This is a genomic window from Nesterenkonia muleiensis (assembly GCF_003600155.1).
Classification (GTDB): domain Bacteria; phylum Actinomycetota; class Actinomycetes; order Actinomycetales; family Micrococcaceae; genus Nesterenkonia; species Nesterenkonia muleiensis.
The window spans coordinates 12,147-36,911 of record NZ_QWLD01000004.1 but is presented as its reverse complement, the minus strand read 5'-3'; the positions used below and the strand labels follow the sequence as shown (position 1 = coordinate 36,911).

Genomic DNA, 24,765 nt, shown 5'->3' with positions numbered 1-24,765 from the left:
CTTGAGAGATATGTCATGCATCTGATGGTCAAGAGGTCAGGGTGCGGTGATGGCCCCGTAGCCGTCGGGCCGGCGGTCCCGGTAGAACTGCCAGTCGTCGCGTACTTGGTAGATGAGGTCCATGTCCAGATCCCGGACCAGCAGTTCCTCATGCTCTGAGGAGCCGCGCTCACCCACGTAGTTGCCACGCGGGTCGGCCACGTAGCTGGTGCCATAGAAGTCCACCGCGAGATCGCCGTACTCATTGTCCTCCCTGCCGACCCGGTTGGGGACCACCACGAAGTAACCGTTGGCCGCTGCGGCGGTGGGCTGTTCGAGGTCCCACAGCCGGTTGGAGAGTCCAGGCTTGGAGGCATTGGGGTTGAAGACGATCTGCGCCCCGGCCAGCCCGAGCATCCGCCATCCTTCGGGGAAGTGCCGGTCGTAGCAGATGGTCACCCCGATCCGTCCGATGGCAGTGTCGAAGACGGGCCAGCCCAGATTTCCCGGGCGGAAGTAGAACTTCTCATAGAAGCTCTCCACGTGCGGGATGTGCATCTTGCGGTACTTGCCCGCGAGGGAGCCGTCAGCGTCGATGACCACCGCGGTGTTGTAGTAGACCCCGGGCATCTCCTCTTCGTAGATCGGCAGGATCATGACCGTGTTCAGCTCCGCGGCCAGAGCGGCGAAGCGGGTGACGGTGGGGCCCTCGGCAGGCTCAGCGAAACGGTAGTACTTGGCTTCCTCGGTGATGCCGAAGTAGGGGCCGTAGAAGAGCTCCTGGAAGCAGATCGCCTGGGCTCCCTGCTGTGCGGCATCCCGGGCGAACCCCTCGTGCTTGTCCAGCATGGACTCTTTGTCACCTGTCCATGTGGTTTGACTGAGCGCCACGCGCACTGTGGCCATGCCCTCACATCCTTCTGCTGGTGCCTACGTCGCGAGACTGTACGCCTGAGGTGTTACCGGACAATCGCGCACTGTTAAATCCGTATTTCTCACAGCCCGCACCCACGCCGGGGGCTCGCTGGTGTTCTGATCATCCCAGAGTTGACAGAGGCACGAGGCTTACACTGTGTCAACGTGATGCTGTGTTGTTTTTCCAGTGTGTCAACAGAAAGTCTTGGCGGCTGACAACCGGTGCCGCAGCATCGGATATGGTGACGTTTATCTTTTTGCCCCGCGGGTGTGTGGAGCGCCCGCAGTCCAGCCATAGGAAGCAGGTGTCAGCAGCTGGTGCCCCAGTCCTTCCCGATTCAGCTGTCCATCACCGCTGTGCTGGGCATCCCGGAGCTCACCGAAGCCCACTGCCTGTGGCAGGAGATTCTGGATGCCACCGCGGATGCTCCCCTGCGGGACGGCGATGTTCTGGCGGTGACCAGCAAGGCCGTCTCCAAAGTCGAAGGCCGTTTTCTGCCGGCTGCTGAGCGGGAAGAGGCACTGCGTCAGGAAACCGTGCGGGTGGTCGCGCACGCACCTGGGACCGGTCAGCCGCTGATCGTGGAGAACAGGCTGGGCATTGTGGCCGCTGGTGCCGGAATTGACGCCAGCAACGTCCCCGGCGACCGGATTCTGCTGCTGCCGGAGGACCCCGACGCTTCGGCCCGGCAGCTGGTGCGGGAGGTTCATGCCCAGACCGGGGCGGATATCGGGGTGGTGATCACTGACACGGTCGGCCGGCCGTGGCGTCACGGGCAGACCGACATCGCCATCGGCTGTGCGGGAATCACACCGCTGGACGACGCCCGGGGCGGGACGGACACTGATGGCAAGCCGCTCTCGGTCACCCTGCGGTGCATCGCTGATGAGATCGCCGCGGCCGCGGACCTGGTCAAGGGCAAGGCCTCCGGTGTCCCGGTGGCGGTGCTGCGCGGGCTGGGGCACTACGTCGACCGTCAGACCCCGCGCTCAGCGCGGGAGATCCTCCGCGAGGCCGACACCGACCTCTTCCGCCTCGGATCCGAAGAAGCCTACCGTCAGGGGTTCGCCGATGGTGCACGCAGCCAGTGACCGCTTGGTGGCCGGTGCCCCGGGCAGCTGGGTGGCGATTGTCCCGCTCCGCAACTTCGCCACAGCGAAGTCCCGGCTGCGCACTCACCTGTCCGACGAGGTGGTCGAGACCCTGATGCGTGACGTCTCCTCCGCGGTGCTGCACCAGCTGGGGCGCAGCGGCGCTGTGGGGCGCATACTGGTGGTCTCAGACGCTGACCTCTCGGAAGAGCTGGCGGGCAGGCACCGCGAGGATCAGGTGGAGACGCTTGTGCAGTCCCCGGTGGGTGGCCTCAATGAGGCCGTCGCCGAGGCCGTGTGCCATATCCGGGCTCAGGACGGGATGTCACCGCTACTGGTCATCCACGCCGATCTGCCGTATCTCGGCGCCGCAGAGGTCGACAGGCTCCTTGGTGAGGTGGAGAGGCTGGGCAAGGATGCTTTCGTCCCTGACTGCTCAGGGCGTGGCAGCACTGTGATCGCGCTGTTGCCCGGGAGTCCTCGCCGAGCGGCTTTCGGCCCCGACTCCGCTGCACGGCATGCCGAGTCCGGCTTCACCGAGATTCAGCTTCCGCAGCAGAGCGGACTGAGGCATGATCTGGACACGGCGGAGCACTATCTCAGTTATCTTCGGCACACCGGCCGGCGCCCCGGGGCCGGTACGGTGAGCCCCTCGCAGCGGTGAGGACCAGGCGTTGCTGAGCTAGCCTGCGCCGGCACCTGGCTCACGTCCGTAGCGCAGGACGTGACGCCGTCTCTGTCCGTCCTGGACGCTGGTCACCTCCACGCCCCAGTATCTGCGGATCGTGTCCGCGGTCAGTGTCTGCGAGGTGGGCCCGATCACCTGGACCTGGCCCTGGTGGAGGATCGCTGCCCGGTCGGAGAGCACCGCCGCGAAGTCGAGATCGTGGACGCTGATCACCAGTGCGACTCCGGAACGGGCCAAGTCCTCCAGCAGATGTGCGGTATTGCGCATCACCGCCAGGTCAAGGTGGTTGGTCGGCTCATCCAGCAGCAGCACGCCGGGGTCCTGAGCCAGGGCGCGCGCGATGCGTCCACGTTGGCGCTGGCCGCCTGAGAGCTGCTCCATCCACGCGTCTGCGTAGTCGGTCAGGCCGCAGAGATCGAGGGCGGAGGCCACCGCAGTGTCATCCTCGGCGGTGAAGGGCTGGAAGAGCCCGCGGAAGGGAATCCGCCCCAGCCGCACATACTGGCCCAGACGCAGCGCCGGCGGCGCGCTGGCCTCCTGGGACACGAAGGCCACATGCTTCGCCCAGGCTCTGCGACCCAGTGCGGCCCGGCTCTGTTCCTCCCACATCACACTGCCCTGATCTGGCTTCAGCTGTCCGGCCAGCAGCTGGAGGAAGGTACTCTTGCCGGCCCCGTTGGGTCCCAGAACACTGAGAATCTCGCCCTGCCGAAGGTCCATCGCAGGGCTGTTGAGGCTGAAGCCCCGGCTGCGCCTCAGTTGCAGCGGTGTCACCGTCAGCGTCATAGGCTGACCCTCCGCCGGCGAATCATGATCACTGCGAAGGCGGTGGCTCCTAAGATGGCGGTGGTGATGCCCACCGGCAGCTCTTCGGGCAGCAGCACGGTCCTGGAGAAAGTATCGGCCCAGATCAGCAGCAGGGCCCCGATCAGCAGCGAGGCGATCAGCCGCTTCGTCTCTGAACCTTTGACCAGGGCACCGGCCACATGCGGGACGATCAGGCCCACGAAGCCGATGGCGCCGGAGACTGAGACCATTCCAGCGGCCAGCAGCGCGGCGAACACCAGCACGGTCCCACGTGCTCGCCGGGTGTTGATGCCCAGCGCCTCGATCTCGGCGTCGCTGAGGTGGAACAGCCCCAACAGGCGGGCGCTGGCCAGCAGCAGACCCCCGAAGATCAGGACGGTGATGCCTGCAATGGTCACAGTCTGCCAGGTGGAGCTGGCCAGTGATCCCAGCAGCCAGTGCAGCACCTGCCGGTATCCGTCGCTGTCCGGCGAGCGGAAGATGACCAGCGAGGTCAGCGCGCTGAAGAAGGCCGTCACCGCCACCCCGGCCAGGATGACCCGCTCAGTGGTCATGCCTGCCGGCCCGCTGCCCAGACCCAGCGTGGCCGCCAAGGCCAGGATGCCCCCGGCGAAGGCCGCCAGCGGCAGGAACAGCGCCACCCCCAGCAGAATCACCGAGACGGCCCCCAGGGAGGCGCCGGAGGAGATGCCCAGCAGATAGGGCTCAGCCAGCGGGTTACGCAGGGTGCGCTGCAGCACGGCTCCGGCCAGCGCGAGGCCGGCGCCGACCAGCGCAGCGGTCAGCACCCGCGGAATCCGCACCTGGACCAGGATGGTCTCCTGCATCTGCCAGTGCTCAGAATCGGTGGTCAGCGCCTGCCATATCCCCCTCATCGGCAGATCCACTGCGCCCAGGGAGACTGCGCTGATGAGCGAGACGACCAGGCCGACCGCCAGCACGGTGATGACCACAAGCCCCGGCAGTCCCCGCTCGGAGGTCTCACCACGCGGTAACCGCCAGGCGGCGCCGAAGCTGCTCACTGATCGCCGACCAGGACGTGGATCGACTCAGCGAGAGTCTGCACGGCCTCGATATTGCGCACCCCGGCCTCTGTGGTGGCGAAGTCGACGACGACGAACTGCTCCTGCTGCACCGCGGTCATGTGCTGGGCCGCAGCATGGGACTCCAACCGCTGCCGCTTATCGGCGGCAGTGTGCCAGGGAGCGTCCACCAGCACGATGATGTCCGGGTCACTGTCGACGAAGGACTCCCAGGGCATGCTGAACCAGGTCTCCGGATGGTCCGCGCCCACGTTGGTGTGTCCTGCCGCCTCGATGATCATCTGCGGGGCCCCGGTTCCTCCCCCCACGAAGGGGGTCTCTTCGCCTGAGGAGTACCACAGCAGCTGCTGCGGGCTCTCAGGCTCCTCAATGCCCTCCAGGGCGGTCCGCTGCTCATCGATCAGCGCTGCCGCCCGGTCCTCGGCGGCGAAGAGCACGCCGACCTCGGTGATCATCTCGAAGATGTCCTCGAACCTCAGCGGGGAGGCCTCCTGGCCGAATTCGCAGGCCGGCGGAGCGATGTAGCTGCGCAGCCCCATATCGCTCAGGTCCTCGCGGGTGCCGATGCCGTCGGCGCTGAGGTTCGACTCCCAGCCGGCGAACACCACATCGGGTTCGGCAGCCAGCAGCGCCTCGCGTCCGGGCAGTTCCTCGGCGAGCACCGGCACCTCCCAGTCCCGGGGCAGAAGCTCCTCCGGCGGCGGCCCGTCGAGGAAGGCCGCTCCGACCACCAGCTCAGAGAGGTCAAGGGCGAGCATCAGCTCCAGCGGGGTCGATTTGATGGTCACCACCCGCTCCGGAGTGGGCTCAGCGGGCAGGTCGAACCCGCAGTTCTCGATGATTGGTGAATCCGTTCCGGCAGCCGGATCGGCCGTGTGCGAGGAGCAGCCGACCAGCCCCAGCAGCGCAGCCACTGACGCTGCCGCAGACACACGCGAGGCTCTGTTCATCGGTGCTCACTCTCCATGATCGGGTCGTCGTCCTTCTGCTGCCCACCGGGTGGGGCCGCGCGGTGATGTCACGGTCTTGCCCCGGAGCACGCTGTCAGAACGGTGATATCTTTTCATGAAGGTCAGCCGAACCTGGTACGGCCATCAGCGCAAGTCCCCACTCGAAGGAGAGAGACGTTGTCTATTGCCATCATCGGTGGAACTGGCCCCCAGGGTAGCGGAATCGGGCTGCGGCTCGCCCTCGCCGGCGAAGACGTTGTCCTCGGCTCACGCAGTGCCGAGCGCGCCCGGGCCCAGGCCGCCGAGCTCACCACCACGCAGTCCTTCCCCGGCAGCATCAGCGGCGCAGCCAATGACCAGGCGGCTTCCGGGGCCAGCACGGTCATCCTTGCGGTCCCTTACAAGGGGCACGACGACGTCGTCGCCTCCCTTGCACCGTCCTTGGCCGGAAAACTGGTGATCAGCTGTGTCAATCCGCTGGTCTTCGACAAGAAGGGCCCAGTCGGCGCGGAGATCCCTGACCGCAGCGCCGCCGAGGAGGCGGCCCGGCTGCTTCCCGACTCCACCGTCACTGGGGCCTTCCACCACCTCTCAGCGGTCAATCTCCACAAGCTGGAGCACGATCTCAGCCACGAGGACGTCCTGGTCTGCGGCGATGACACCGCTGCCAAGGAAACGGTCGTCGCCTTGGCGGCCAAGGTCACCGGGGGCCGCGGCATCGATGTGGGCCCGCTTCGCCTGGCCCGGCACCTGGAGCCCTTCACCGCTGTGCTCATCTCGGTGAACAAGAAGTACAAGACGAACTCGAGCATCGCCCTGACCGGGGTCTCCTGAGCACCCCAGGCTGCACCAGTGGTGTCCCCATGAGACAGGTGGTGCTGATCGCCGGCGGCGTCGGCGGGGCGAAGTTCGCCCGCGGTCTGCGGTCTGCCCTCGCCGAGGAGCGCGCCTCACTGACCGTGGTCGTCAACACCGGCGACGATATGTGGCTCACCGGAGTGCGGGTCTGCCCCGACCTGGACTCGATGATGTACGCCCTGGCCGGAGTCAATGACACCGCGCGGGGGTGGGGGCGCGCCGGGGAGTCCGAGCGGGTCGGCGCCGAACTGAAGGCCTACGGCGTCGGCTGGCCCTGGTTCACCCTCGGCGACCTTGACCTGGGCACCCATCTGGCCCGCACCACCTTGCTCCGCGAAGGTCTGACCCTCTCCGAGGCGACCGCGCAGCTGTGCCTGCGTTGGGAGGGTCTGCGGTCCGGGCCGCGCCTGCTTCCGGCCACCGACGATGAGGCGGAGACCTGGGTGGAGACTGCCGAGGGCACCATGCACTTCGAAGAATGGTGGGTGCGGACCCGGGCTTCAGCCGCTGCTCGGCGATTCGTTCAGCGCGGGGTGGAGCAGGCGGCTCCGGCAGCAGGCGTGGTGGAGGCGATCACCGAGGCCGACCTGGTGATCCTGGCGCCGTCGAACCCGGTGGTCTCCCTCGGAACCGTCCTGGGGTTTCCGGGTGCCGCTGGGCACCCTGGCGTGCCAGGCATTGCCGGGATCCGCCAGGCGGTGCAGCAGACCCGCGCACCGGTGGTCGGCATCTCCTCGATCATCGGCGGGGCTGCAGTCCATGGCATGGCGGCCCAGTGTCTGGCAGCACTGGGACAGTCCTGCACCGCGGAGAATGTGGGGCTCAGCTTCGGGGCGCGCAGCCGCGGCGGGGTCTTGGACACCTGGCTGGTGGACACCGAGGACGCCTCCGCACTGACAGCGCTGGAGGCCGGGGGACTCACCGCACGCGCGGTTCCGCTGTGGATGCATGACGACGGCGCCAGCCGGCGTCTCGCCGAGCAGGCGCTGCTGAGCGCCCACGCCGCCGCAGAGCCCCGGGGACACAGGCCCTCGGCGTCCTGACAGGATGTAAAGTCAGGGATATGTCCGATCCGCTGACTCTGCACGAGGCGCTGCAGCTTGAGCCGATCTCCACGGGAAGTCCAGAGCTGCTCACCCCTTCAGCTCGTATGGACCGCTCTATTCGCTGGGTGCATATCATCGGGCAGGAGCTTCCGGGCAATATGCTCCAGGGCGGGGAGCTGGTGCTTTCCACCCTTCCCCGCCTGCGCGAGGACCGCGATGACCTGGTGCCCGCCCTGCACGGCTACATGGCAGATCTCGACGGAATCGGTGCGGCGGCGCTGGCGATCGAAGTCCTGCAGGACCGGCCCCGTCTGCGCAGCGCCTTGCAGCAGGTCGCCGCTGAGCGTGAGACGGTCGAAGACCCCGAGCTGACACCGCTGCTGCTCTTCAGGCGCATCGTGCGCTTTGTGGAGATCACTGAGGCGCTGCACCGGCAGCTGGTGTCCCGGCAGCTGGGCCTGGCCGAGGCGCCCTCCTCTGCCTGGGACCCGATCGTCAGCGCCACCACGAACCTCTTCGACGACCTCGCCTCTCCCGGAGGTCTGCCGCAGGAGGAGATTTTCGACCGGGCCAAAGCCTTGGGCATGCCCGCCGGAGCGCGGTACACCCCGATGGTCTTCCGCATTCACGGCGTCCACGGGCCCCGGGACACCGCCGACGGGCAGGCCCCCTTCTTGGCAGCGCTGATTCGCAGCTCCGCGAGCTCGCTGCGGTTTCCGGCCCTGGTCGGATCCGGCGGCGCCGGGGAGATCTGGGTGCTGCTGGCCCACGGCGTTCCGCAGAAGCTCTGCACCGGACTCCGGCAGGAGGTGGTGCGACGGCGCAACCAGGAGATCATCCCTCGCTACACCGTGGCCCTGGGGACCGGGCCCATTGCGCTGCCGGAATCACCGGAGACTTTAGGAACGACCGCCAGGATTGCCGCCTCGGCCGCCGAGCTGATGCAGCGTTCGCCGATGGGCAGCATCCCCTCGCAGGTCTCCCAGTGCGGTTTCTGGACAGCGGCGGATCTGGGTCTGACCGGCCTGCTCGTTCATCTTGCGGACAGCCCACACGCGGCATGGTTCCTCGACCACCATCTGGCACCGTTCCGCGGCGCAGAGGGGGAGCAGATGCGGCAGTTGGTGCTTGCCTCACTGGCTATCGGCAACAACAAGGCTGAGCTGGCCAGGACACTGGGCGTCTCCCGGCCCACCCTCTATGCGCGGATCTCCCGGCTGGAACGGACTCTGGGCCGCCGGCTGGACGGGGAGACCCTGACCACTCTGCACATCGCTCTGCTGCTGGAGGGGCTCACGGGGCAGGCTTGACCGGCGGCATCCTCGTCAGGAGTCCAGCCTGGGAACACCGGGCGGAGAGTTTTCCCCAGATGAGGTCCGGGACCCGCCGGCTCGCCGGCCAGTCCACAGACACACATCCGGCCCCCTTCCGGCCGGCAGGCACCTTCTAGCGTGGGTGCGGGAGGAGCCCCATTCCTCCCGCACTCCCCAGCACAGGAAGGGAAGATCCATCATGGCAGTATTCCAGATCGACACCGGCGACCTGATGGCCAAATCCGGCACAGTGGAGGCGACCCTGAGCCGCATCCAGTCGGATGTCAACTCGATGGAGGGACAGCTGCGTCAGCTCCAGGAGACCTGGAAGGGCGCCGCCTCCGGCGCATTCCAGGACGTACTGACCCAGTGGCGAGCCACCCAGGCCCAGGTGGAGCAGTCCCTGGCCAGCGTGCGCCAGGCGATGTCCGCAGCCAGTACGCAGTATGAAGACACTGAACTGGCCAATGCGAAGATGTTCGGCCACTGACGGGCAGAGAAGAAACCCGCAGCCACCGGGTGGCTGCGGGTTTCTTCTCGAGTGGGGTGGGGTTACATCATGCCGCCCATGCCGCCCATTCCGTCCATGTCACCGCCGGGTGCGCCGGCCGGCTGCGGCTCAGGCTTGTCGGCGACGACGGCCTCGGTGGTGAGGAAGAGGCTGGCGATGGAGGCTGCGTTCTGCAGAGCAGAGCGGGTGACCTTGACCGGATCGGCCACGCCGGCCTCCAGCAGGTCCTCGTACTCACCGGTGGCGGCGTTGAGCCCCTCACCGATGGGCAGGGACTTGACCTTCTCGGCGACCACGCCGGCTTCCAGGCCAGCGTTGATGGCGATCTGCTTCAGCGGAGCCTCGATGGCGAACTTCACGATGTTGGCACCAGTGGCCTCATCGCCCTCCAGGGAGAGGGAGCCGAACACCTGGGCGCCGGCCTGGATCAGGGCCACGCCACCGCCTGCGACGATGCCCTCGTCCACAGCAGCCTTGGCGTTGCGCACGGCATCCTCGATGCGGTGCTTGCGCTCCTTGAGCTCCACCTCGGTGGCGGCACCGGCCTTGATCACCGCGACACCGCCGGCCAGCTTGGCCAAGCGCTCCTGCAGCTTCTCGCGGTCGTAGTCAGAGTCGGTGTTCTCGATCTCAGCCTTGATCTGGTTGACCCGGCCGGAGATCTCATCGGCGCTGCCTGCGCCTTCGACGATGGTGGTCTCATCCTTGGTGACGACCACCTTGCGGGCCGTGCCCAGCAGATCCAGGGTGGCGTTCTCCAGGGAGAGGCCGACCTCTTCGGCGATCACCTGGCCGCCGGTGAGGATGGCGATGTCAGCAAGCATGGCCTTGCGGCGGTCACCGAAGCCGGGGGCCTTGACCGCCACAGACTTGAAGGTGCCCTTGAGCTTGTTGACCACCAGCGCGGCCAGGGCCTCGCCCTCCACGTCCTCGGCGATGACCAGCAGCGGCTTGCCCGACTGCATGACCTGCTCCAGCACGCCGATGACGTCCTTGACCGAGGAGATCTTGGAGTTGACGATCAGGATGTACGGGTCCTCCAGAACTGCTTCCTGACGCTCAGCGTCGGTGACGAAGTAGCCGGAGAGGTAGCCCTTGTCGAAGCGCATGCCCTCGGTGAGCTCAAGCTCCAGGCCGAAGGTGTTGGACTCCTCAACGGTGATCACGCCTTCCTTGCCGACCTTGTCGAGGGCCTGGGCGATCAGCTCACCGATCTGCTGGTCAGCAGCAGAGATGGAAGCGGTGGCGGCGATCTGCTCGGTGGTCTCCACCTCCTTGGCGGAGCCCAGCAGCTCGCTGGTCAGGGCGTCGACCGCCTTGTCGATGCCGCGCTTGAGGCCCATCGGGTCAGCGCCGGCGGCCACATTGCGCAGGCCCTCCTTGACCAGGGCCTGAGCGAGGACGGTGGCGGTGGTGGTGCCGTCGCCGGCGACGTCGTCGGTCTTCTTGGCGACCTCCTTGACCAGCTCGGCACCGATCTTCTCGTAGGGATCCTCGAGCTCGATCTCCTTGGCGATGGAGACGCCGTCATTGGTGATGGTCGGTGCGCCCCATGATTTCTCGAGCACAACGTTGCGGCCGCGGGGGCCCAAGGTGACCTTGACGGCGTCGGCGAGGCTGTTCAGGCCCCGCTCGAGGCCCCGGCGGGCCTCTTCGTCGAATGCAATGGTCTTAGCCATATCGGCACAAGTCCTTCCTGGACGTGAGTAGATTCGGACGGTATTCGCGTCAATAAGTCGAACCTGGAGTCAGATGCCCGCGACGGACGGCCCACGCCCGGGTGTCACTCCAGGCATTCTAAGAGCCTCATCTGATGGGTTCGTCTTAGCAGTCTCGACACGAGAGTGCTAAAACAATTTTTAGCACTCTGACGCTGAGAGTGCAAGGAGGAAGACGCTCTGCGGCCTACTCGTACTCAGGGCCGATGACCACAACAATGGTGCTCCAGGACTCGTTCTGGCTCACCGTGTCGATCCCCAGCTCGGCAGCGATGGCCTCGGCCAACTCCTGCTGCTCGTCCTCGGGGTAGATCACCTGCGGAGTGGTAGGGGTGCTCCACTCTGCGAAGTTCCAGTCGAGGGACTGGCCCACATCGAGTCCCAGCTCCTGCAGCTGGCTGGTCAGCTGACCTGCGGAGCCGTCCGGGGCCCCGGCGTTGACCGCGCGCACCGGATGCTCATCGCTGAGCCCGCCCCCGGGCTCTTCTTCGGCTCCGTTCTCCCCGTCCTCGCCGTTCTCACCCTCAGCGCCGTTGTCACCGTTCTCCTCGTCCGGATCAGCTTCCTCCTGGCCGTTCTCCTCCTCGGCGACGGGGGCGCCGTCGTCGCCGTCCCGGGTGACGAACCAGCCGACGGCGACGATCACCAGCACCGCGACCACCAGCAGACCGATCCACTTGGCCACGCCTGAGGACCCGGTGGCTCCGCCGGCCGGTGCTGCTCCTGGGGCGCGGTGTTTGCCGACTTCGTCCTGCCGGTAGGGCGGAACCTCATCGAAATCGTCATGGGGGAACTGGCTCATGGAACCCATCCTACGGGCGTGTCGCCCGGTGACGGTGAATATCCGCGCACTTCGGACCGCTGTGGGTGGTCTACCCTGGTGTGGTGTGAGCACCTTTGAGCAGCTGATCGATCCCTTGGACCCTGGGTGGGAGCGGGCGCTGGCTCCCGCGGAGGCACAGTTCGCCGCAGTGGCCGAGGAGCTGAAGGGACGGCGACGCAGCGAACGCATTCTGCCCGAGCCGGCCAATGTTCTTCGCGCCTTCCGGCAGCCGTTCGACCAGGTCAAGGTGCTGGTGATCGGCCAGGACCCCTACCCCACGCCGGGGCACCCGATCGGCATGTCCTTCGCGGTGGCCGCCGACGTCCGGCCGCTGCCGCGGTCACTGATCAATATCTTCCAAGAGCTGCACAGCGATCTGGGCATCCCGCCGAGCAGCCACGGTGATCTCACCGCCTGGGCCCAGCAGGGGGTTCTGATGCTCAACCGGGTCCTGACCGTGGCCGCCGGGGCACCGGCCTCACACCGGGGCATCGGCTGGGAAGCTGTCACCGAGACCGCGGTGCGAGCCCTGGCCGAGCGCGGCACTCCGCTGGTCTCGATCCTGTGGGGCGCCCAGGCGCGGCAGCTGCAGCCGGTGCTGAACTCCGGTCCGCACACCGAGGTGATCACCTCCCCGCATCCCTCGCCGCTCTCAGCCAGTCGCGGCTTCTTCGGATCCCGGCCGTTCTCCCGGACCAATGCCGCACTGCAGAGGCTGGGGGTGACTCCGGTGGAGTGGAGACTACCGGCGGCGGGTGTTTGAGCGCTCGTTGGCCTGCATGTCTGAGGTGAAGGGCCGCATGATGACATCACCGAGCACAATGCCGGCGGCGATGGCCATGATGATGATCAGCGCATTGAACAGTTCAAAGATGCCGCCCATCATGGAGCCGGCGGTGTTTTCGATCGCGATCTGGTACATGCCGCGGAAGACCATCAGGCCCGGCAGCATGAACATCATGGCTGGCACGGCGACCACCAGCTGAGGTGCGCCCCACCGGAGCGCGACCACGCGGCCCAGCGCGCCCACCACCAGGCCCCCGATCACCGGGGTGAAGCGATCACCGAGGCCGAGCAGCTCCCCCAGGTAGAGCGCGCAGAAGCCCAGGGCGGCGACAGCGCCGGTGGGCAGAATCAGCACGGGGCGGGTCTGCTCAACGATCGCTGCGGCGCTGCAGGCGGCGAACACCAGCGCGATCAGCACCGGTGCGGGGTAGATGCGGTCAAGGTCCTGGGCCAGCTCGGTCTGGACCACTCCGACCATCTCGGCACCGACGACGGCGGCCATGATGCCGGCCGTCATGCCTGCGAAGGCGATCATCGAGGAGACCAGGCGGCCGGCTGCGGTGATCGGGAATCCGTTGATGGCGTCCTGGAGGGCACTGACAATGCGCACACTGGGCAGCAGGATCATCAGTCCGCCGGCGGTGACCATGGAGGGGGTGATGTCGGCATCCAGCCCGAAGGCCGTCATGGCGAAGGCTGAGGCGATGAACCCTCCGGAGGCCAGCGCGAAGAACTCCGGCACCCGCCATGCAGTCAGCTGGCGGGTGGCCCACAGCACCACCAGAGTGGCAGCGAAACCTGCAGCGGCGTCGAGCACCGGTGCGCCGAGGTAGGCCGCGAAGAAGCTGGCGAACAGTGCTCCGCACAGCGTCACCATCCAGCGCGGGTAGGGCTTGGGCTGGCGGGTGATCTCCTTGAGCTGGTCCTCCGCCTCAGCCCGGGTGAGCCTTCCAGAGGTGATGTCTGTCACCAGGCGGTGCACGGCCGAAAGCGCCTGGAAGTTCGAGGACCAGGAGCGCACCACCCGGACCCGGGAATAGGGGATCTGTCCCTCAGGGGCCCAGTTGAGGATGATGGACTGGTTGGTGATGTCCGCATCGGTGTTCCGCATCCCGAAGGCGGCGGTGACCGCGATGATGGAGGTCTCGACTTCCAGGGCACCAGCACCGTAGCGGAACAGGGCTTCGGCGAGGTCCAGGACGAAGTTGATGGTCTCCAGCTCGTTCCCGGCGCCGTACTGATCGCCCTGCACCGTGTTCTGGAAGGGAGTACCCCGCAGCCGGTCGATGATCGACTGCTGATCGGTGACCGGCCGCTCGGTCTGCATGATCTTGGTGAAGACGTGCTGCGGGTTGAGCCGCCGGTCGAAGACACTGCGGTCGAAGATCGTGGAGCTTCGGCCCCCTGCTCGCTTTTTGGGCTTGAGCCAGGAAGGGCGGAGGGCCGGGCGCCTCCGGATCGGCTCGGAGGGCGCAATCCGCGGCAGCGGCGTCGAGGGGGCAGTGATCGGCAGGCTGATGGGCCCGGTGGCCCCGGTCTGCGGTGTCACCACAGGCATGGCTGAGGTGGCGACCGGAGGCTCTATGGTCTCCGCCAGTGAGAAGTCATCCCGGTAGGCGTGCCGCGTGACCTCGGCGCTTTCGGCCTCAGCCTCCTGGGCAGCACGTGCGGCAGCCTCGGCATCGTACTCCTGCCACTCCAGATGGGCTTCCTCGGCAGCGGAGGCCCAGGAGGCGGCGATCGAACCGGTCAGCGTTTTGACGAGTCCTTCATCTTGCTCCGGAGAGGTTTCGGAGGGGCGGACGACCGGGGTCAGGCTGGTATCGGTGGACGGTCCTGAGACAACGGGATCGATGGGCTTAGTGTGGTGGGCGGCGTCGTCGTCATGACTCCGCTGAGCGGACTCAGCGGAGTATCTCTCCCGCTCTGGCATGGATCCTCCCGCACACAAGACAATCACCGGTAGGCCCGCCGAAACGGACCTACCGGGTGAAGAGAACGTATGAGCCTGAGATTCAGGCAGTCGGAGGCAGACTGCCCCGTACGTGGATCTGAATGGACTCGAACCATCGACCTCACGCGTGTGAAGCGTGCGCTCTAACCAGCTGAGCTACAGATCCTGAGAACCACAAAATCTTAGCACCCGGCGGCGCTGCGGCCCAATTCAGCTGATGGCCTCGGAGATGGGAGCATCCCCGTCGAAGAAGTTGATGACCTGCCGGCTGGCGGCACCACTGACCAGTACATGACGGATCACCTCGGCGACGTTGCCGCGGGAGGTCCGGGTGGCTTCGGCACCGCCCTGCGCGCTGGTACCGGCAGCGCCTGCCGCATCGGTGAGAATGACCGACCCGCTGGCAGGTTCATCGGTCAGCCTGCCAGGACCCAGGATGGTGTAGTCCAGCTCAGTGCCGCGCAGGTAGTGATCCGCATGGTGCTTGGCCTCGGCATAGGGGTAGAAGGAGCTTTCCGGGTCCAGCGAGTGGATGTCCACCTCCGAACGCGAGTAGGAGACCATCACATAGCGGCTGACTCCGGCCTGGGCTGCCGCATCCATGGTGCGCACGGCCGCCAGGTGGTCCACGGCCTTGGTCCGGGCCGGGTTTCCCCCACCGGCCCCGGCGGAGAACACCACAGCCCAGGCCCCGGCGAATGCCTCAGCGAGCGTCTGCGTCTCAGCCTGCTCGACGTCCAGGAGCACCGGTGCGGCGCCGGTGGCCTCGACTTCTTCGGCATGTGCGGGGTTGCGGATGAGAGAGTCGACGGCGAATCCGGCGTCTATCAGCCTGGGCGCAGTCAGCAGGGCGATCTTGCCGTGCCCGCCGACGATGACGATGTTCTTCTGCTCAGTCATACCAGGCACAACACGTCTCAGCCATGCCTATTCCTGCTGGTGCGGTGCTGGTTCCGCCGGCGGGCAAAGCCCGCTCGGCTCTCGGTCAGCCCAGGCTGACCATCACACCTGAAGCCGCTGGTTCCGCCGGCGGGCAAAGCCTCACCTGTCCGCAGAGCGGGCAACCCTCAGTCACTTCGGAAATAGTCCCGCAAGCGGCACATTTCACGCAGCTCAGTCGGGTCTCGGAAGAGTCCGAGCAAGCTCACTCTCCACTCGATTCAATCGGGTCTCCGAGGTCCAGGCCCATCTGCCAGAAGGCGGTCTCCATGCGGGTGGCGGTGGCGAAGGTCTCAGCCAGCGCAGGGAACCGCGCCGGGGAGAGGAAACGGGCGCCGAGCTCTTCGATCTCTGCGATCGCCTCTGCGGCCAGCTGCTGCGAGTCCTCGCCGGCGTACTCCGCGATCCATTCCGCGTAGGGGTGCTCAGGGTCGGCCTCAAGCGCGGGCTGGAGCCTGGCGCCGATCTCCGCATACCCCACCACGCAGGGCGCGAGCGCCACCTGGAGATCCAGAAGATCTCCCCGCATTCCGGCGTCGAGCACGTACCGGGTATAGGCGACAGTGGCCGGATGCTCCGGTGCTGCCTCCATCTGCTCCCGAGTGATCCCCCACCCGGCACACAGCCTGACGTGCAGCTCACTCTCTTCGATGATCGCGGTGAGCCCCCGCTGGCCCTTGGCCAGATCTGCGAAGGTGTGACCCTTATAGGCGGCCAGTGCGTAGGCGCGCGCGAACTGAAGCAGAAACAGATAGTCCTGGACCAGATAATGACGGAAGGCCGGCTGGGCCAGGCTCCCCCTTCCCAGCTGCCGGACGAACTCGTGGTGCGTGTAGTCAGACCAGTCATCTGCCGCAGCATGCTTAAGCTCCTCGAAGAGCGTCATGTCGCACTTCCCTTCCCTACGCCAGTTCGAACTGGATCAGGTTCATAGGGTCCCACGCGGACTCTGCGCGGTCTCAGCCCCCTCCCGGAGCACCCCTCGGACATTACACGACGCTATCAGACTGGGTTTTTCCATGATGTGCCTCACACCAAGGGCATATCACCGCAGGTCACGGCCGGAAGGCACCAAGCAGGAGCCTGCGCGGCAAGCATTTCGAAAGACATGTATTGCCTAATCAGGCGAGCTATGTGTAAGGTAGACATCACTTGGGTGCGATACAGCGAGCAGCAACTCGCTGAAAGGGGACCAGCTCGGTGCGGGCTGGTCCCCTTTGTTTTCCCGAAGTCTGGGCACCACAGAGTGCAAAACCGGGGTTATAAACAGAAATGTGTGCATGGCCCGCGCGTGTCAGCTCCTGCCTGCCCAGTCTTTTCTCGCCCAGAAGCCTTCCTCGGCGACGAGTGCTGTTGTTGCTTTGGGAACAGGGGCGACGTTGCGGTGATCAGCAAGAAATGACAGCACTCGTCCATCGCGACGACGCCCATGTCACCTAAGAGCCACCGAGAGGCTCAACCACCCCGCCGCCTCCGATCCCTCCTGACGCCCGCCCTCAGAACGGCCGGCCGACTCAGCGAGCGACCGGAGTGGACGCACCCGCCGAGGCGTCGTCGTCGGAGCTGGTGGCGCGCAGGCTCAGCCCCAGCAGCAGAGTGCCGATGCTCAGTGCGGCAGCGACCCGGAAGGCAATCCGGAACCCTTCCAGTGCCGCCTCCTCCGGCCCCGCACCCTGGGAAGCAGCGACGGCAGAGCCGATGCCCACCACCGCCACCAGAGCCGCGGTGCCCACAGCGGCCGCCAGCTGCTGCAGGGTGTTGAGCACCGCTGACCCATGGGAGTACAGCGGCTGCGGAAGCGGATTCATCGCGGTGGTGAAAGCGGGGGTGAACAGCAGGGCGAGCCCGCCGGAGAGCACCAGGTGGAGGCTCAGCACCACCCCCAGCGGGGTCTCCGGACCGAGCAGGCTCAAGCCGAACAGCGCTGCGATCAGAATCCCCGCGCCGGGGGCGACCAGGGGCCTGGGCCCGACCCGGTCGTAGAGACGCCCCACGAACGGTGCCAGCAGCGCCATCAGCAGGCCACCGGGAAGCATCAGCAGGCCAGTGGCCAGCGTATCCAGACCCCTGACAGACTGCAGGAACAGCGGCAGCAGGATGAGCGCACCGAACAGTGCCACCATCATCAGCAGCATCATCATCAGGCTGCGGGTGAACATCGAGTACTTGAAGGGCTTGAGGCTCAGCAGGGCGGAGTCGGTCTTCTGCAGCCGCACCTGTAGCAGAGCAAAGGCCATCACACAGAGCACACCCAGCGCCAGCACCCCGACGGCGAGAGGATCGACGCCGGGACCCTCAGCAGCGGCCTCCACATCCTCTGTGCCGTGGCCGCCGCCGATCTGGCTGATCCCGTAGACCACGCCGCCGAAGCCGGGTACCGCCAGCAGCAGGGAGGGGATGTTCAGGCCCTTGCCGACCGTCCCCGGCGTGGTGCTCAGCCGGGGGCGGCCCAGCACGAGCGCGATGAGCGCGATGGGCAGGACGGTCAGGAACAGCCACCGCCATTCGGCGATGTGCAGGATGAACCCGGACAACGTAGGCCCGGTGGCAGGTGCCACAGAGATGACGATGGCGATGTTCCCCATCACCACCCCGCGGCGGCGCAATGGCACCAGGGTCAGCACAGTGGTCATCAGCAGCGGCAGCATGATGGCGGTGCCGGCTGCCTGGACCACCCGGCCAGCCACCAGGAAGCTGAATCCCGGGGCGGCAGCACACAATACGGTACCCAGGAGGAACAGGCCCATCGCTGCGGTGAAGACACCACGCAGGCTGAACCTGCCGATGATGTAGCCGGTGGTGGGGATGACCACGGCCAGGGTGAGCATGAAAGCTGTGGTCAGCCACTGCACCGTGGGCTCGGAGACCTGGAACTGCTGCATCAGCGGAGTCAGGGCCACATTCATGATGGTCTCGTTGAGAATCATCACGAAAGCCGCCACCAGCAGTGCTCCGATGGTGAGCTTGTCAGCCCTGGGCATGCGCCGATCCTCGAACGCAAGCGGCTGAGATTCCGTATCAGACAACATGAGGGCCTCCATCAGCCCAGGGGAGGCACGGTGCTTGATGCCGCTGGGCGCTAGCTGTGGTGAATGTGGTCGAGAATCCCCATGGCACCGGGAAGAACCACACAGAGCCGAACGCCCCGGGTCTGTGAGAACATTCCCGCACGCTTCGGCATCAGAGAGCCCCCTGCCGGGTTCGAACCGACGACCTGCTGATTACAAATCAGCTGCTCTACCAGCTGAGCTAAGGAGGCTTGCGGACGTCTTGGGTACGACGACGCGACATATCAGTCTAACGCCGAACGCACCTGTCTGACCAACTCAACGGCTTCAGGCGTGGGGGTCGAGGCCCCCGATGTAACCTCCACCCATGCCTCGACATTCATTCCGAATCCAGACGTCAAGGACCGGGCGCGGGCTGCCCGCACCGCGCTACTCGTCGTCGTCAGCGTCCTCGGCGTCGGACTGCTCCGGGGCGTCCTCGTCGTCGATATCCTCGAGGTCTTCCTCAGGCGACTCCACCAGGTCCTCACCGAGCTCTTCCTGATACTCCTCCACTGCGGCGAGGATCACCTGAGCTGTGGCGCCGAGATCCTCGACGAACTCACCGTTCACATAGACATACGGGGTGCCGGAGACACCATTGGCAGAGGCCAATGTGGTGGTGTAGTTCACCATGGCCCGGTAATCCCCGTCAGCGATGCACTGGGAGATGTCCACTCCGTAGTCTGATTCAGCACGGGCGGCCAGCTCGTCGTTGGAGTACTCCGCCCCCTGGGCCCGCTCTGCGGTGACCGAGCCGAGGAAGGAGCCGTAGTGCTCGGGGTACTCCTCAGCCATGCAGAAGAACGCATTGGCAGCGCGCGCCGAATACGGCAGCTGGTAGTCAACCGAACGGTACTCCAGGGTGATGGCCCCGGCATCGAGCCATTCCATCAGGATCTGATGGTTCTGCTGCTCGAAGCTTCCGCAGCCGGGACAGCCGGCATCGGTATAGATGACCACATGCGGGGGCTCACCCTCTTCGCGGGGCTCCACACCGGGCGGAAGGTCACCGGCAGAGCCGACGGTGAGCGCATCATCGATCTCTTCGGAATCCACTGTGCTCAGATCGTCGCCCTCGGCCAGCTCGGTGGAGGAGGTCAGGACGATGCCGCCCTGCTCGTTGGCGGCGGCCGGCGCCGGACCTTCGGTGTAGCTTCCGTTGTCCTCCCGAGTCACCACGTAGAACGTCAGACCCACCACGACGGCCAGTGCTACCACCACGACGCCGATGCGCAGCAGCAAAGATTGGAGCTTCCGTTTGCGCTCCTGCTCCTGCTGGAGCCTGCGAGCCTGTTCGCGTGCGCTTGCGCCGCCGTTTCGTGCCATAGATTTGTCTCCGTTGAACGCGGTAGAGGGAGATGAACAACAGCTACCAGGGTACAACCGAAGTCCTGGAACCTCCGCTCCAGCCGCCAGAAAGGTGCCAACCATCACACCTGAGTGCTGCTCACGGTAGGGTAAGAGCAATAAGGAGAAAGGGGCACAGCGGCGATGACTGAGACAGCTGACAAGGGCGGATATCAGACCGGGTACGACTTCGTCGTCGTCGCCAACCGGCTGGCCGTCAATCGGATCACCCACCATGACGGCTCCATCGGCTGGCAGCGCTCACCTGGAGGGCTGGTCACCGCCCTGGCTCCGATCATGTCCAGCTCAGAGGGAGCCTGGGTCGGCTGGCACGGCGCCGCCGATGAGACCTTGGAGCCCTTCGACCACGCCGATATGCACCTGCACCCGGTGGCGCTGAGCGCCCAGGAGGTCGAAGACTACTACGAAGGCTTCTCCAACGGCACGCTGTGGCCGCTGTACCACGATGTGATCGCCAGGCCGCTGTTCCACCGCCACTGGTGGGACGCCTACCAGAAGGTCAACCGGCGCTTCGCCGAGGGAGCCGCCAAAGTCGCCGCCCAAGGTGCCACGGTGTGGGTGCAGGACTACCAGCTGCAGCTGGTGCCGCAGATGCTGCGCGAGCTTCGCCCGGACCTCAGGATCGGCTTCTTCAACCACATCCCCTTCCCCCCGCCGGGCCTGTTCGCCCAGCTGCCGTGGCGCCATTCGGTCATGAAGGGACTGCTGGGGGCGGACCTGATCGGCTTCCAGCGCGAGTCCGACGCCCGGAACTTCCAGCGCGCGGTGCGGTACCGACTGGGCTACTACATCAGGTCGGACCAGGTGCACGTTCCTCTGGAGGACGACGGCGCCGAAGCACCTTTCGAAGGTTTCCACGCCGACCCTGCCCGCGGCACCGCATCCCGCCAGTTGTCAGCGCCTGCAGAGGGCACCTTCCGCCGCTCGGAGGCCAAGGCGTTCCCCATCTCCATCGACACCGAGCGGATCGTGGAGCTGTCCAACGACCCCAAGATCATCGCCCGGGCCGCGCAGATCCGGGCCGAGCTGGGCAACCCGGAGACGATCTTCCTAGGCGTGGACCGGCTGGACTACACCAAGGGCATCCGGCACCGCATGAAGGCCTACGAGGAACTGCTGCAGGAGGGCCGTATCCGGGCCGGAGAACACACTATGGTGCAGATCGCCTCACCCTCCCGCGAGGGCGTGGAGTCCTACCAGCGTCTGCGCGATGAGATCGAGCTGGCGGTGGGCCGGATCAACGGCGAGTTCGACACCATGGGCCACACCGCCATCAGGTACCTGCACCATTCGTACCCGATAGAGGAGATGGTCGCGCTGTACCTGGCCGCAGACGTGATGCTGGTGACCGCGCTGCGCGACGGGATGAACCTGGTGGCCAAGGAGTATGTGGCAGCGCGCAAGGACGGCACCGGGGTGCTGGTGCTCAGCGAGTTCACCGGCGCGGCGGACCAGCTGCGGCAGGCGCTGCTGATCAACCCCCATGACATCGACGAGCTCAAGGCCGCCATCGTGCAAGCCACCACCCTGGACCGGGAGAACGTGCGCAAGCGGATGCGCTCACTGCGCCGCCAGGTGGTCTCCCATAATGTGCAGCGCTGGGCCGAGGATTTCCTTGACCGACTGGGACAACTGTGACCACGCCATGAGGGAGGTTCTCTGTGACGCTTTCACCCGAACTCGCCGACGCCGTTGAGCAGTTCGCGGCCAAGGACACTGTCCTGCTGTGCCTGGACTTTGACGGCTGCGTGGCCGAGTTGGTGGCCGATGCCGCCTCCGCCCGGCCAGTTCCGGCCAATGCGCAGGCCATCGAGCGGCTCTCCGAACAGGCTGGGGTGACCCTGGCCTATGTCTCGGGGCGCCCCCTGGAGACCCTGCGTGCGCTTGCGCGTCCGCCTCAGGGCGCCTTGCTGTTCGGCTCCCACGGCGCGGAGCGCTGGCTGGGACCGGACTCCCCCGGCTTGGAGCTGACCGGCGCCGAGCAGACCGCTCGCGCCCAGGTGCTCGAGGTCCTGGAGTCCATCGCCTCCGAGCATGAGGGCGCCTGGGTGGAGCACAAACCGGCTGGCGGGGCGGTCCATGTCCGTCACATCACAGACCACAGCCGTGGCGAGCAGGTACTGGACCAGGCACGCGCCGCACTGAGCCTGGTCGACGGGGCGCATGTCAAAGAGGGCAAACGCATCCTGGAAGCAGTCGTGGTGCAGTCCACCAAGGGCGAAGCCATCGAGGAGCTGCGCGAGCTGACATCACCTGATGCGGTGTTCTTCGCCGGCGATGACGTCACCGACGAACACGGCTTCGCCGTGCTCCGCACCGGAGACCTGGGGGTCAAGGTCGGCGAGGGTCAGACCAAGGCCGACTATCGGATTCCCGAACCGGAGGCCCTGGCCGAGGTGCTCAACAGACTCGCTGACGCCAGGGCGCAGGTGCCCCTACACTGAGGACCTATGAGACCTGCCGCGGGCCTGAGCCTGACCGCATCGGGCACCATTCCCCAAGAACTGCTGGACCTTCCCTGGCATCTGCCCCTGGTTGAATGGCCCGATGACGTGCTGGCTGCCCTGCCGCGCGGCATCTCACGCCATATTGTGCGCTTCGCCTATCTGGGCGGCTCAGTGATCGCCATCAAGGAGACCTCGGAGCGGGCCGCCCGGCACGAATACCGGATGCTTCGCCAGTTGGGCCGGCTGGGGGCTCCCTGCGTCAAGCCCGTGGCGGAGGTCACCGGACGGGCCGGCGAGGATGGCCAGCCGCTCTCCCCGGCGCTGGTCACGCGGCATTTGCGGTTCTCCCTGCCCTACCGGGCGGTGTTCAACCAGATGATGCGCAAGGACACTCTGCAGCGGCTGATCGACGCCCAGGCGCTGCTGATGGTGGAGCTGCATCTGCTGGGCTTCTACTGGGGCGATGTCTCCCTGTCCAACACGCTCTTCCGGCGCGACGCGGGCCATTTCAAGGCCTATCTGGTGGATGCGGAGACCGGGGAGATCCACCCGAGCCTCTCTGCGGGGCAGCGGGAGTACGATCTCGACGTCGCCCAGGTCAACATCGCCGGGGAGCTGATGGACCTCATGGAAGGCGGGTTCGTGGACGAGGACGTCGATGCCGTGGCCACCAGCCACCAGTTCATCGACTCCTACCGCGGACTCTGGCAGGAGCTGACCGGCGACACCACGTTCAATCCTGATCAGCGCTGGCTGATCGAAGAACGTATCCGCAGACTCAATGAGCTGGGCTTCGATGTGGAGGAGTACGACATCCGTTCCGCACGCGAAGAGGGAAATCTGCTGCTGCGGCCCAAGGTGGTCGACCCCGGGCATCACCACCGGCGTTTGATGGCGCTGACCGGGCTGGACGTACAGGAGAACCAGGCGCGCCGGCTGCTGGGCGCGATCGATGCCTACCGCGCGGCCACCGATCCGCACGGCGATGAGTCAGTGGCCGCACATATGTGGACCCAGAACGTCTTCCAACCCACTATCAGCAAGATTCCACGTGATCTGCGCGACAAGCTGGAGCCGGCGGAGATCATGCATCAGCTGCTGGACTACCGCTGGCAGCTCTCCGATCGCCAGGGCCGGGACGTCCAGCTGGAGGAGGCGCTGCCCAGCTTCATTGACGAGGAGCTGCGCGGTTACCGTGACGAGGCCATCCTGATGGTCAACCCCCCGACCGATGTGATCAGACAGCTGGACCCGAGTGCTCACCCCGCAGAGCAGGAAGAGTCCGTCCCCGACCAGGATGCATCCGCCTGGTACGGCTGAGTACGGCTGAGACGCTTCACCGGGCACTGCTCATGATCCTGCCTGCCGGACGCTCATCGCACCTCCGATGTCTCACAACTGCGATATGTCAGCACCTCAAGGCCACACTGCAGGTGCGGATCCTGGGTCAGCGGGGAGGCAGGTGGATGCCGGCGAGCATGCAGCGCACTGACCCGCCGGAGGCCTCAATGGTGGAGACATCGGCGCTGAGGATCTGTGAGCTCCGCCTGATCGCCTCCGCCTGATCGGGGCGCAGCACGGCCCTGGCCGTGATGGACATCGCCAGCACCGGGCCGTCATCGCCGGTCAGCTGCAGCGCATTTCCGGCGAAACCGCGAATCTGGGTCTCGGTCAGTTCCACCACTGTGCGCCCCGATTCCCGCAGTCGCTCCAGCACTGCTGCCCGTTGGGCGGGATCACGGATGAGCTCGCTGCCGATCAACACCACGTTCTCCCCCACGCTGAGCATGATATTGGTGTGGAACACCGGCTTTCCGGCGGCGTCCGCTGCGTCGAAAAGCACCGGTTCCAGGCCGAGCAGCCGGCAGTAGTGCTGGAAGAGCTCCTGGGACAGCCGGTGCGAACGGCATCCATAGGCCAGCCCGCCGGCGTGGTCGATGACCACCGCACCAGTGCCCTCCAGGAACTGGCCGGCCTCCTCGGCTGCGCTGAGATCGACCACCTGACTGACCTGGAACGCCGCCCGCAGGTGCTCGACGACGTCGCCCCGCCGTTCCTGCCGGCGGTTCTGAGCGTACATGGGGCACAGGACCACCTGTCCAGCAGGGTGGGTGGTGAACCAGTTGTTCGGAAACACGCTGTCCGGGCTCAGTCCGTGCTCGTCGTCGAAGAGCGAAACTCCCACCCCCGCTGCAGCGAGGGCCTCTGCGAGTCTGCTGGACTGCTCATAGGCAAGCCTGGCGGCGTCAGGAGTCTCAACAGCTGCTCGCTGGTACGCATTGTCCGCGGCGGTGGCGAGGTTGACGGTGAACCGGTGCGGCCGCACCATCGCGACATGTGCCGGTGCCTGTGCTGGTGGGGCCGGCGGGCGGATCCCGCCCGGTCCCTGACGGGGTCTGCCCCGGCCGGTCAAGGTGGCGTCCATCACGCCGAAAGCGCCTGCCGCCGCAGGCGAGGCAAGCAGCTCGGCGGTCATCG

At 66.2% G+C, this 24,765-nt stretch carries 22 protein-coding genes, 2 tRNA genes and 1 riboswitch; of the genes, 10 read left to right on the top strand and 14 right to left on the bottom strand.

Going from position 1 to position 24,765, the window contains the following annotated elements:
• Positions 1–36: 36 nt before the first annotated feature.
• Entirely contained in the window at positions 37–885 is an 849-nt protein-coding gene (locus DVO78_RS02360; protein ID WP_120003211.1) for a nitrilase-related carbon-nitrogen hydrolase, read from the bottom strand.
• Between the two features lie 327 nt (positions 886–1,212).
• On the opposite strand from DVO78_RS02360, the gene cofE reads away from it, so the two are divergent.
• Both cofE and DVO78_RS02350 read left to right on the top strand, forming a co-directional pair.
• Positions 1,213–1,986 carry a coenzyme F420-0:L-glutamate ligase gene (gene cofE / locus DVO78_RS02355; RefSeq protein ID WP_238385104.1) on the top strand — a complete coding sequence of 258 codons (774 nt, stop codon included), beginning with the start codon at positions 1,213–1,215 and terminating at the stop codon, positions 1,984–1,986.
• Positions 1,967–2,650, top strand: coding sequence for a CofC family guanylyltransferase (locus DVO78_RS02350; RefSeq protein WP_120003210.1), 684 nt, complete (start codon positions 1,967–1,969; stop codon positions 2,648–2,650). Before cofE ends, DVO78_RS02350 begins: the two co-directional genes overlap by 20 nt.
• Positions 2,651–2,668: 18 nt before the next feature.
• Here the strand turns inward: DVO78_RS02350 and DVO78_RS02345 are convergent, their stop codons facing one another.
• Genes DVO78_RS02345 through DVO78_RS02335 form a run of 3 tightly spaced genes read right to left on the bottom strand, consistent with a single transcriptional unit; the run spans position 2,669 to position 5,474 of the window.
• On the bottom strand, positions 2,669–3,460 hold the full coding sequence (locus tag DVO78_RS02345) for an ABC transporter ATP-binding protein (protein ID WP_120003209.1): 792 nt from the start codon (positions 3,458–3,460) through the stop codon (positions 2,669–2,671).
• On the bottom strand, positions 3,457–4,503 hold the full coding sequence (locus DVO78_RS02340; protein ID WP_120003208.1) for a FecCD family ABC transporter permease: 1,047 nt from the start codon (positions 4,501–4,503) through the stop codon (positions 3,457–3,459). The genes DVO78_RS02345 and DVO78_RS02340 overlap by 4 nt, the downstream gene beginning before the upstream one ends.
• Complete coding sequence (locus DVO78_RS02335) at positions 4,500–5,474, bottom strand: ABC transporter substrate-binding protein (protein WP_120003207.1); 975 nt, start codon at positions 5,472–5,474, stop codon at positions 4,500–4,502. Before DVO78_RS02335 ends, DVO78_RS02340 begins: the two co-directional genes overlap by 4 nt.
• A 177-nt stretch (positions 5,475–5,651) precedes the next feature.
• Between DVO78_RS02335 and npdG the strand changes: the two genes are divergently transcribed.
• The 4 genes from npdG (at position 5,652) to DVO78_RS02315 (ending at position 9,181) form a co-directional block, all read left to right on the top strand.
• Positions 5,652–6,308: an NADPH-dependent F420 reductase gene (gene npdG, locus DVO78_RS02330; protein WP_202912062.1), complete on the top strand. Its 657-nt coding sequence runs from the start codon at positions 5,652–5,654 to the stop codon at positions 6,306–6,308.
• 29 nt (positions 6,309–6,337) lie between these two features.
• A complete protein-coding gene (gene cofD / locus DVO78_RS02325) occupies positions 6,338–7,375 on the top strand; it encodes a 2-phospho-L-lactate transferase (protein WP_120003206.1) in 1,038 nt (345 codons plus the stop codon).
• Between the two features lie 20 nt (positions 7,376–7,395).
• Positions 7,396–8,688: a PucR family transcriptional regulator gene (locus tag DVO78_RS02320; protein WP_120003205.1), complete on the top strand. Its 1,293-nt coding sequence runs from the start codon at positions 7,396–7,398 to the stop codon at positions 8,686–8,688.
• Positions 8,689–8,890: 202 nt separating this feature from the next.
• On the top strand, positions 8,891–9,181 hold the full coding sequence (locus DVO78_RS02315; RefSeq protein WP_120003204.1) for a WXG100 family type VII secretion target: 291 nt from the start codon (positions 8,891–8,893) through the stop codon (positions 9,179–9,181).
• Positions 9,182–9,243: 62 nt separating this feature from the next.
• Here the strand turns inward: DVO78_RS02315 and groL are convergent, their stop codons facing one another.
• Both groL and DVO78_RS02305 read right to left on the bottom strand, forming a co-directional pair.
• Positions 9,244–10,881 (bottom strand): chaperonin GroEL, encoded by a 1,638-nt coding sequence (gene groL, locus DVO78_RS02310; RefSeq protein WP_120003203.1) that lies wholly within the window; start codon positions 10,879–10,881, stop codon positions 9,244–9,246.
• A gap of 226 nt (positions 10,882–11,107) precedes the next feature.
• Positions 11,108–11,722 (bottom strand): LytR C-terminal domain-containing protein, encoded by a 615-nt coding sequence (locus DVO78_RS02305; protein ID WP_157983818.1) that lies wholly within the window; start codon positions 11,720–11,722, stop codon positions 11,108–11,110.
• A gap of 85 nt (positions 11,723–11,807) precedes the next feature.
• On the opposite strand from DVO78_RS02305, the gene DVO78_RS02300 reads away from it, so the two are divergent.
• Positions 11,808–12,506 carry a uracil-DNA glycosylase gene (locus DVO78_RS02300; RefSeq protein WP_238385103.1) on the top strand — a complete coding sequence of 233 codons (699 nt, stop codon included), beginning with the start codon at positions 11,808–11,810 and terminating at the stop codon, positions 12,504–12,506.
• On the opposite strand, the gene DVO78_RS02295 is transcribed toward DVO78_RS02300, so the two are convergent.
• The 7 genes from DVO78_RS02295 to DVO78_RS02265 form a co-directional block, all read right to left on the bottom strand.
• A complete protein-coding gene (locus DVO78_RS02295) occupies positions 12,486–14,462 on the bottom strand; it encodes a threonine/serine exporter family protein (protein ID WP_120003201.1) in 1,977 nt (658 codons plus the stop codon). The two genes, DVO78_RS02300 and DVO78_RS02295, sit on opposite strands and share 21 nt — an antisense overlap.
• A 113-nt stretch (positions 14,463–14,575) precedes the next feature.
• A tRNA-Val gene (locus tag DVO78_RS02290) sits at positions 14,576–14,649 on the bottom strand.
• 44 nt (positions 14,650–14,693) lie between these two features.
• Complete coding sequence (locus DVO78_RS02285) at positions 14,694–15,383, bottom strand: SDR family oxidoreductase (protein WP_120003200.1); 690 nt, start codon at positions 15,381–15,383, stop codon at positions 14,694–14,696.
• Positions 15,384–15,627: 244 nt separating this feature from the next.
• Positions 15,628–16,308, bottom strand: a complete 681-nt coding sequence (tenA, locus tag DVO78_RS02280) for a thiaminase II (protein WP_120003199.1) — start codon at positions 16,306–16,308, stop codon at positions 15,628–15,630.
• Positions 16,305–16,415, bottom strand: a riboswitch (TPP riboswitch). It overlaps the preceding gene by 4 nt.
• A 521-nt stretch (positions 16,416–16,936) precedes the next feature.
• A complete protein-coding gene (locus DVO78_RS02275) occupies positions 16,937–18,403 on the bottom strand; it encodes a DHA2 family efflux MFS transporter permease subunit (RefSeq protein WP_238385102.1) in 1,467 nt (488 codons plus the stop codon).
• A gap of 205 nt (positions 18,404–18,608) precedes the next feature.
• Positions 18,609–18,681 (bottom strand) — tRNA-Thr (locus DVO78_RS02270).
• Between the two features lie 178 nt (positions 18,682–18,859).
• On the bottom strand, positions 18,860–19,798 hold the full coding sequence (locus DVO78_RS02265; protein ID WP_157983817.1) for a thioredoxin domain-containing protein: 939 nt from the start codon (positions 19,796–19,798) through the stop codon (positions 18,860–18,862).
• Between the two features lie 165 nt (positions 19,799–19,963).
• On the opposite strand from DVO78_RS02265, the gene DVO78_RS02260 reads away from it, so the two are divergent.
• Genes DVO78_RS02260 through DVO78_RS02250 form a run of 3 tightly spaced genes read left to right on the top strand, consistent with a single transcriptional unit; the run spans position 19,964 to position 23,607 of the window.
• Positions 19,964–21,478 carry an alpha,alpha-trehalose-phosphate synthase (UDP-forming) gene (locus DVO78_RS02260; RefSeq protein WP_120003197.1) on the top strand — a complete coding sequence of 505 codons (1,515 nt, stop codon included), beginning with the start codon at positions 19,964–19,966 and terminating at the stop codon, positions 21,476–21,478.
• A gap of 23 nt (positions 21,479–21,501) precedes the next feature.
• Entirely contained in the window at positions 21,502–22,284 is a 783-nt protein-coding gene (otsB, locus tag DVO78_RS02255; protein WP_120003196.1) for a trehalose-phosphatase, read from the top strand.
• A 6-nt stretch (positions 22,285–22,290) separates the two neighbouring features.
• Positions 22,291–23,607 (top strand): DUF4032 domain-containing protein, encoded by a 1,317-nt coding sequence (locus DVO78_RS02250; protein ID WP_120003195.1) that lies wholly within the window; start codon positions 22,291–22,293, stop codon positions 23,605–23,607.
• Between the two features lie 127 nt (positions 23,608–23,734).
• Here DVO78_RS02250 and ctlX read toward each other — a convergent pair whose 3' ends face one another.
• Positions 23,735–24,763, bottom strand: a complete 1,029-nt coding sequence (gene ctlX / locus DVO78_RS02245) for a citrulline utilization hydrolase CtlX (RefSeq protein ID WP_202912061.1) — start codon at positions 24,761–24,763, stop codon at positions 23,735–23,737.
• Positions 24,764–24,765: the final 2 nt, after the last annotated feature.

Excerpts from the sequence above, each read along its gene's own strand:
- DVO78_RS02250 (WP_120003195.1), top strand. The coding sequence starts at position 22,291 with ATGAGACCTGCCGCGGGCCTGAGCCTGACCGCATCGGGCACCATTCCC.
- DVO78_RS02295 (WP_120003201.1), bottom strand. The coding sequence starts at position 14,462 with ATGCCAGAGCGGGAGAGATACTCCGCTGAGTCCGCTCAGCGGAGTCAT.
- DVO78_RS02320 (WP_120003205.1), top strand. The coding sequence starts at position 7,396 with ATGTCCGATCCGCTGACTCTGCACGAGGCGCTGCAGCTTGAGCCGATC.
- groL (WP_120003203.1), bottom strand. The coding sequence starts at position 10,881 with ATGGCTAAGACCATTGCATTCGACGAAGAGGCCCGCCGGGGCCTCGAG.
- DVO78_RS02315 (WP_120003204.1), top strand. The coding sequence starts at position 8,891 with ATGGCAGTATTCCAGATCGACACCGGCGACCTGATGGCCAAATCCGGC.
- DVO78_RS02285 (WP_120003200.1), bottom strand. The coding sequence starts at position 15,383 with ATGACTGAGCAGAAGAACATCGTCATCGTCGGCGGGCACGGCAAGATC.
- DVO78_RS02350 (WP_120003210.1), top strand. The coding sequence starts at position 1,967 with ATGGTGCACGCAGCCAGTGACCGCTTGGTGGCCGGTGCCCCGGGCAGC.
- DVO78_RS02260 (WP_120003197.1), top strand. The coding sequence starts at position 19,964 with ATGACTGAGACAGCTGACAAGGGCGGATATCAGACCGGGTACGACTTC.
- ctlX (WP_202912061.1), bottom strand. The coding sequence starts at position 24,763 with ATGACCGCCGAGCTGCTTGCCTCGCCTGCGGCGGCAGGCGCTTTCGGC.
- DVO78_RS02360 (WP_120003211.1), bottom strand. The coding sequence starts at position 885 with ATGGCCACAGTGCGCGTGGCGCTCAGTCAAACCACATGGACAGGTGAC.
- DVO78_RS02335 (WP_120003207.1), bottom strand. The coding sequence starts at position 5,474 with ATGAACAGAGCCTCGCGTGTGTCTGCGGCAGCGTCAGTGGCTGCGCTG.
- tenA (WP_120003199.1), bottom strand. The coding sequence starts at position 16,308 with ATGACGCTCTTCGAGGAGCTTAAGCATGCTGCGGCAGATGACTGGTCT.
- DVO78_RS02305 (WP_157983818.1), bottom strand. The coding sequence starts at position 11,722 with ATGAGCCAGTTCCCCCATGACGATTTCGATGAGGTTCCGCCCTACCGG.
- DVO78_RS02275 (WP_238385102.1), bottom strand. The coding sequence starts at position 18,403 with ATGCCCAGGGCTGACAAGCTCACCATCGGAGCACTGCTGGTGGCGGCT.
- cofD (WP_120003206.1), top strand. The coding sequence starts at position 6,338 with ATGAGACAGGTGGTGCTGATCGCCGGCGGCGTCGGCGGGGCGAAGTTC.
- DVO78_RS02265 (WP_157983817.1), bottom strand. The coding sequence starts at position 19,798 with ATGGCACGAAACGGCGGCGCAAGCGCACGCGAACAGGCTCGCAGGCTC.
- DVO78_RS02345 (WP_120003209.1), bottom strand. The coding sequence starts at position 3,460 with ATGACGCTGACGGTGACACCGCTGCAACTGAGGCGCAGCCGGGGCTTC.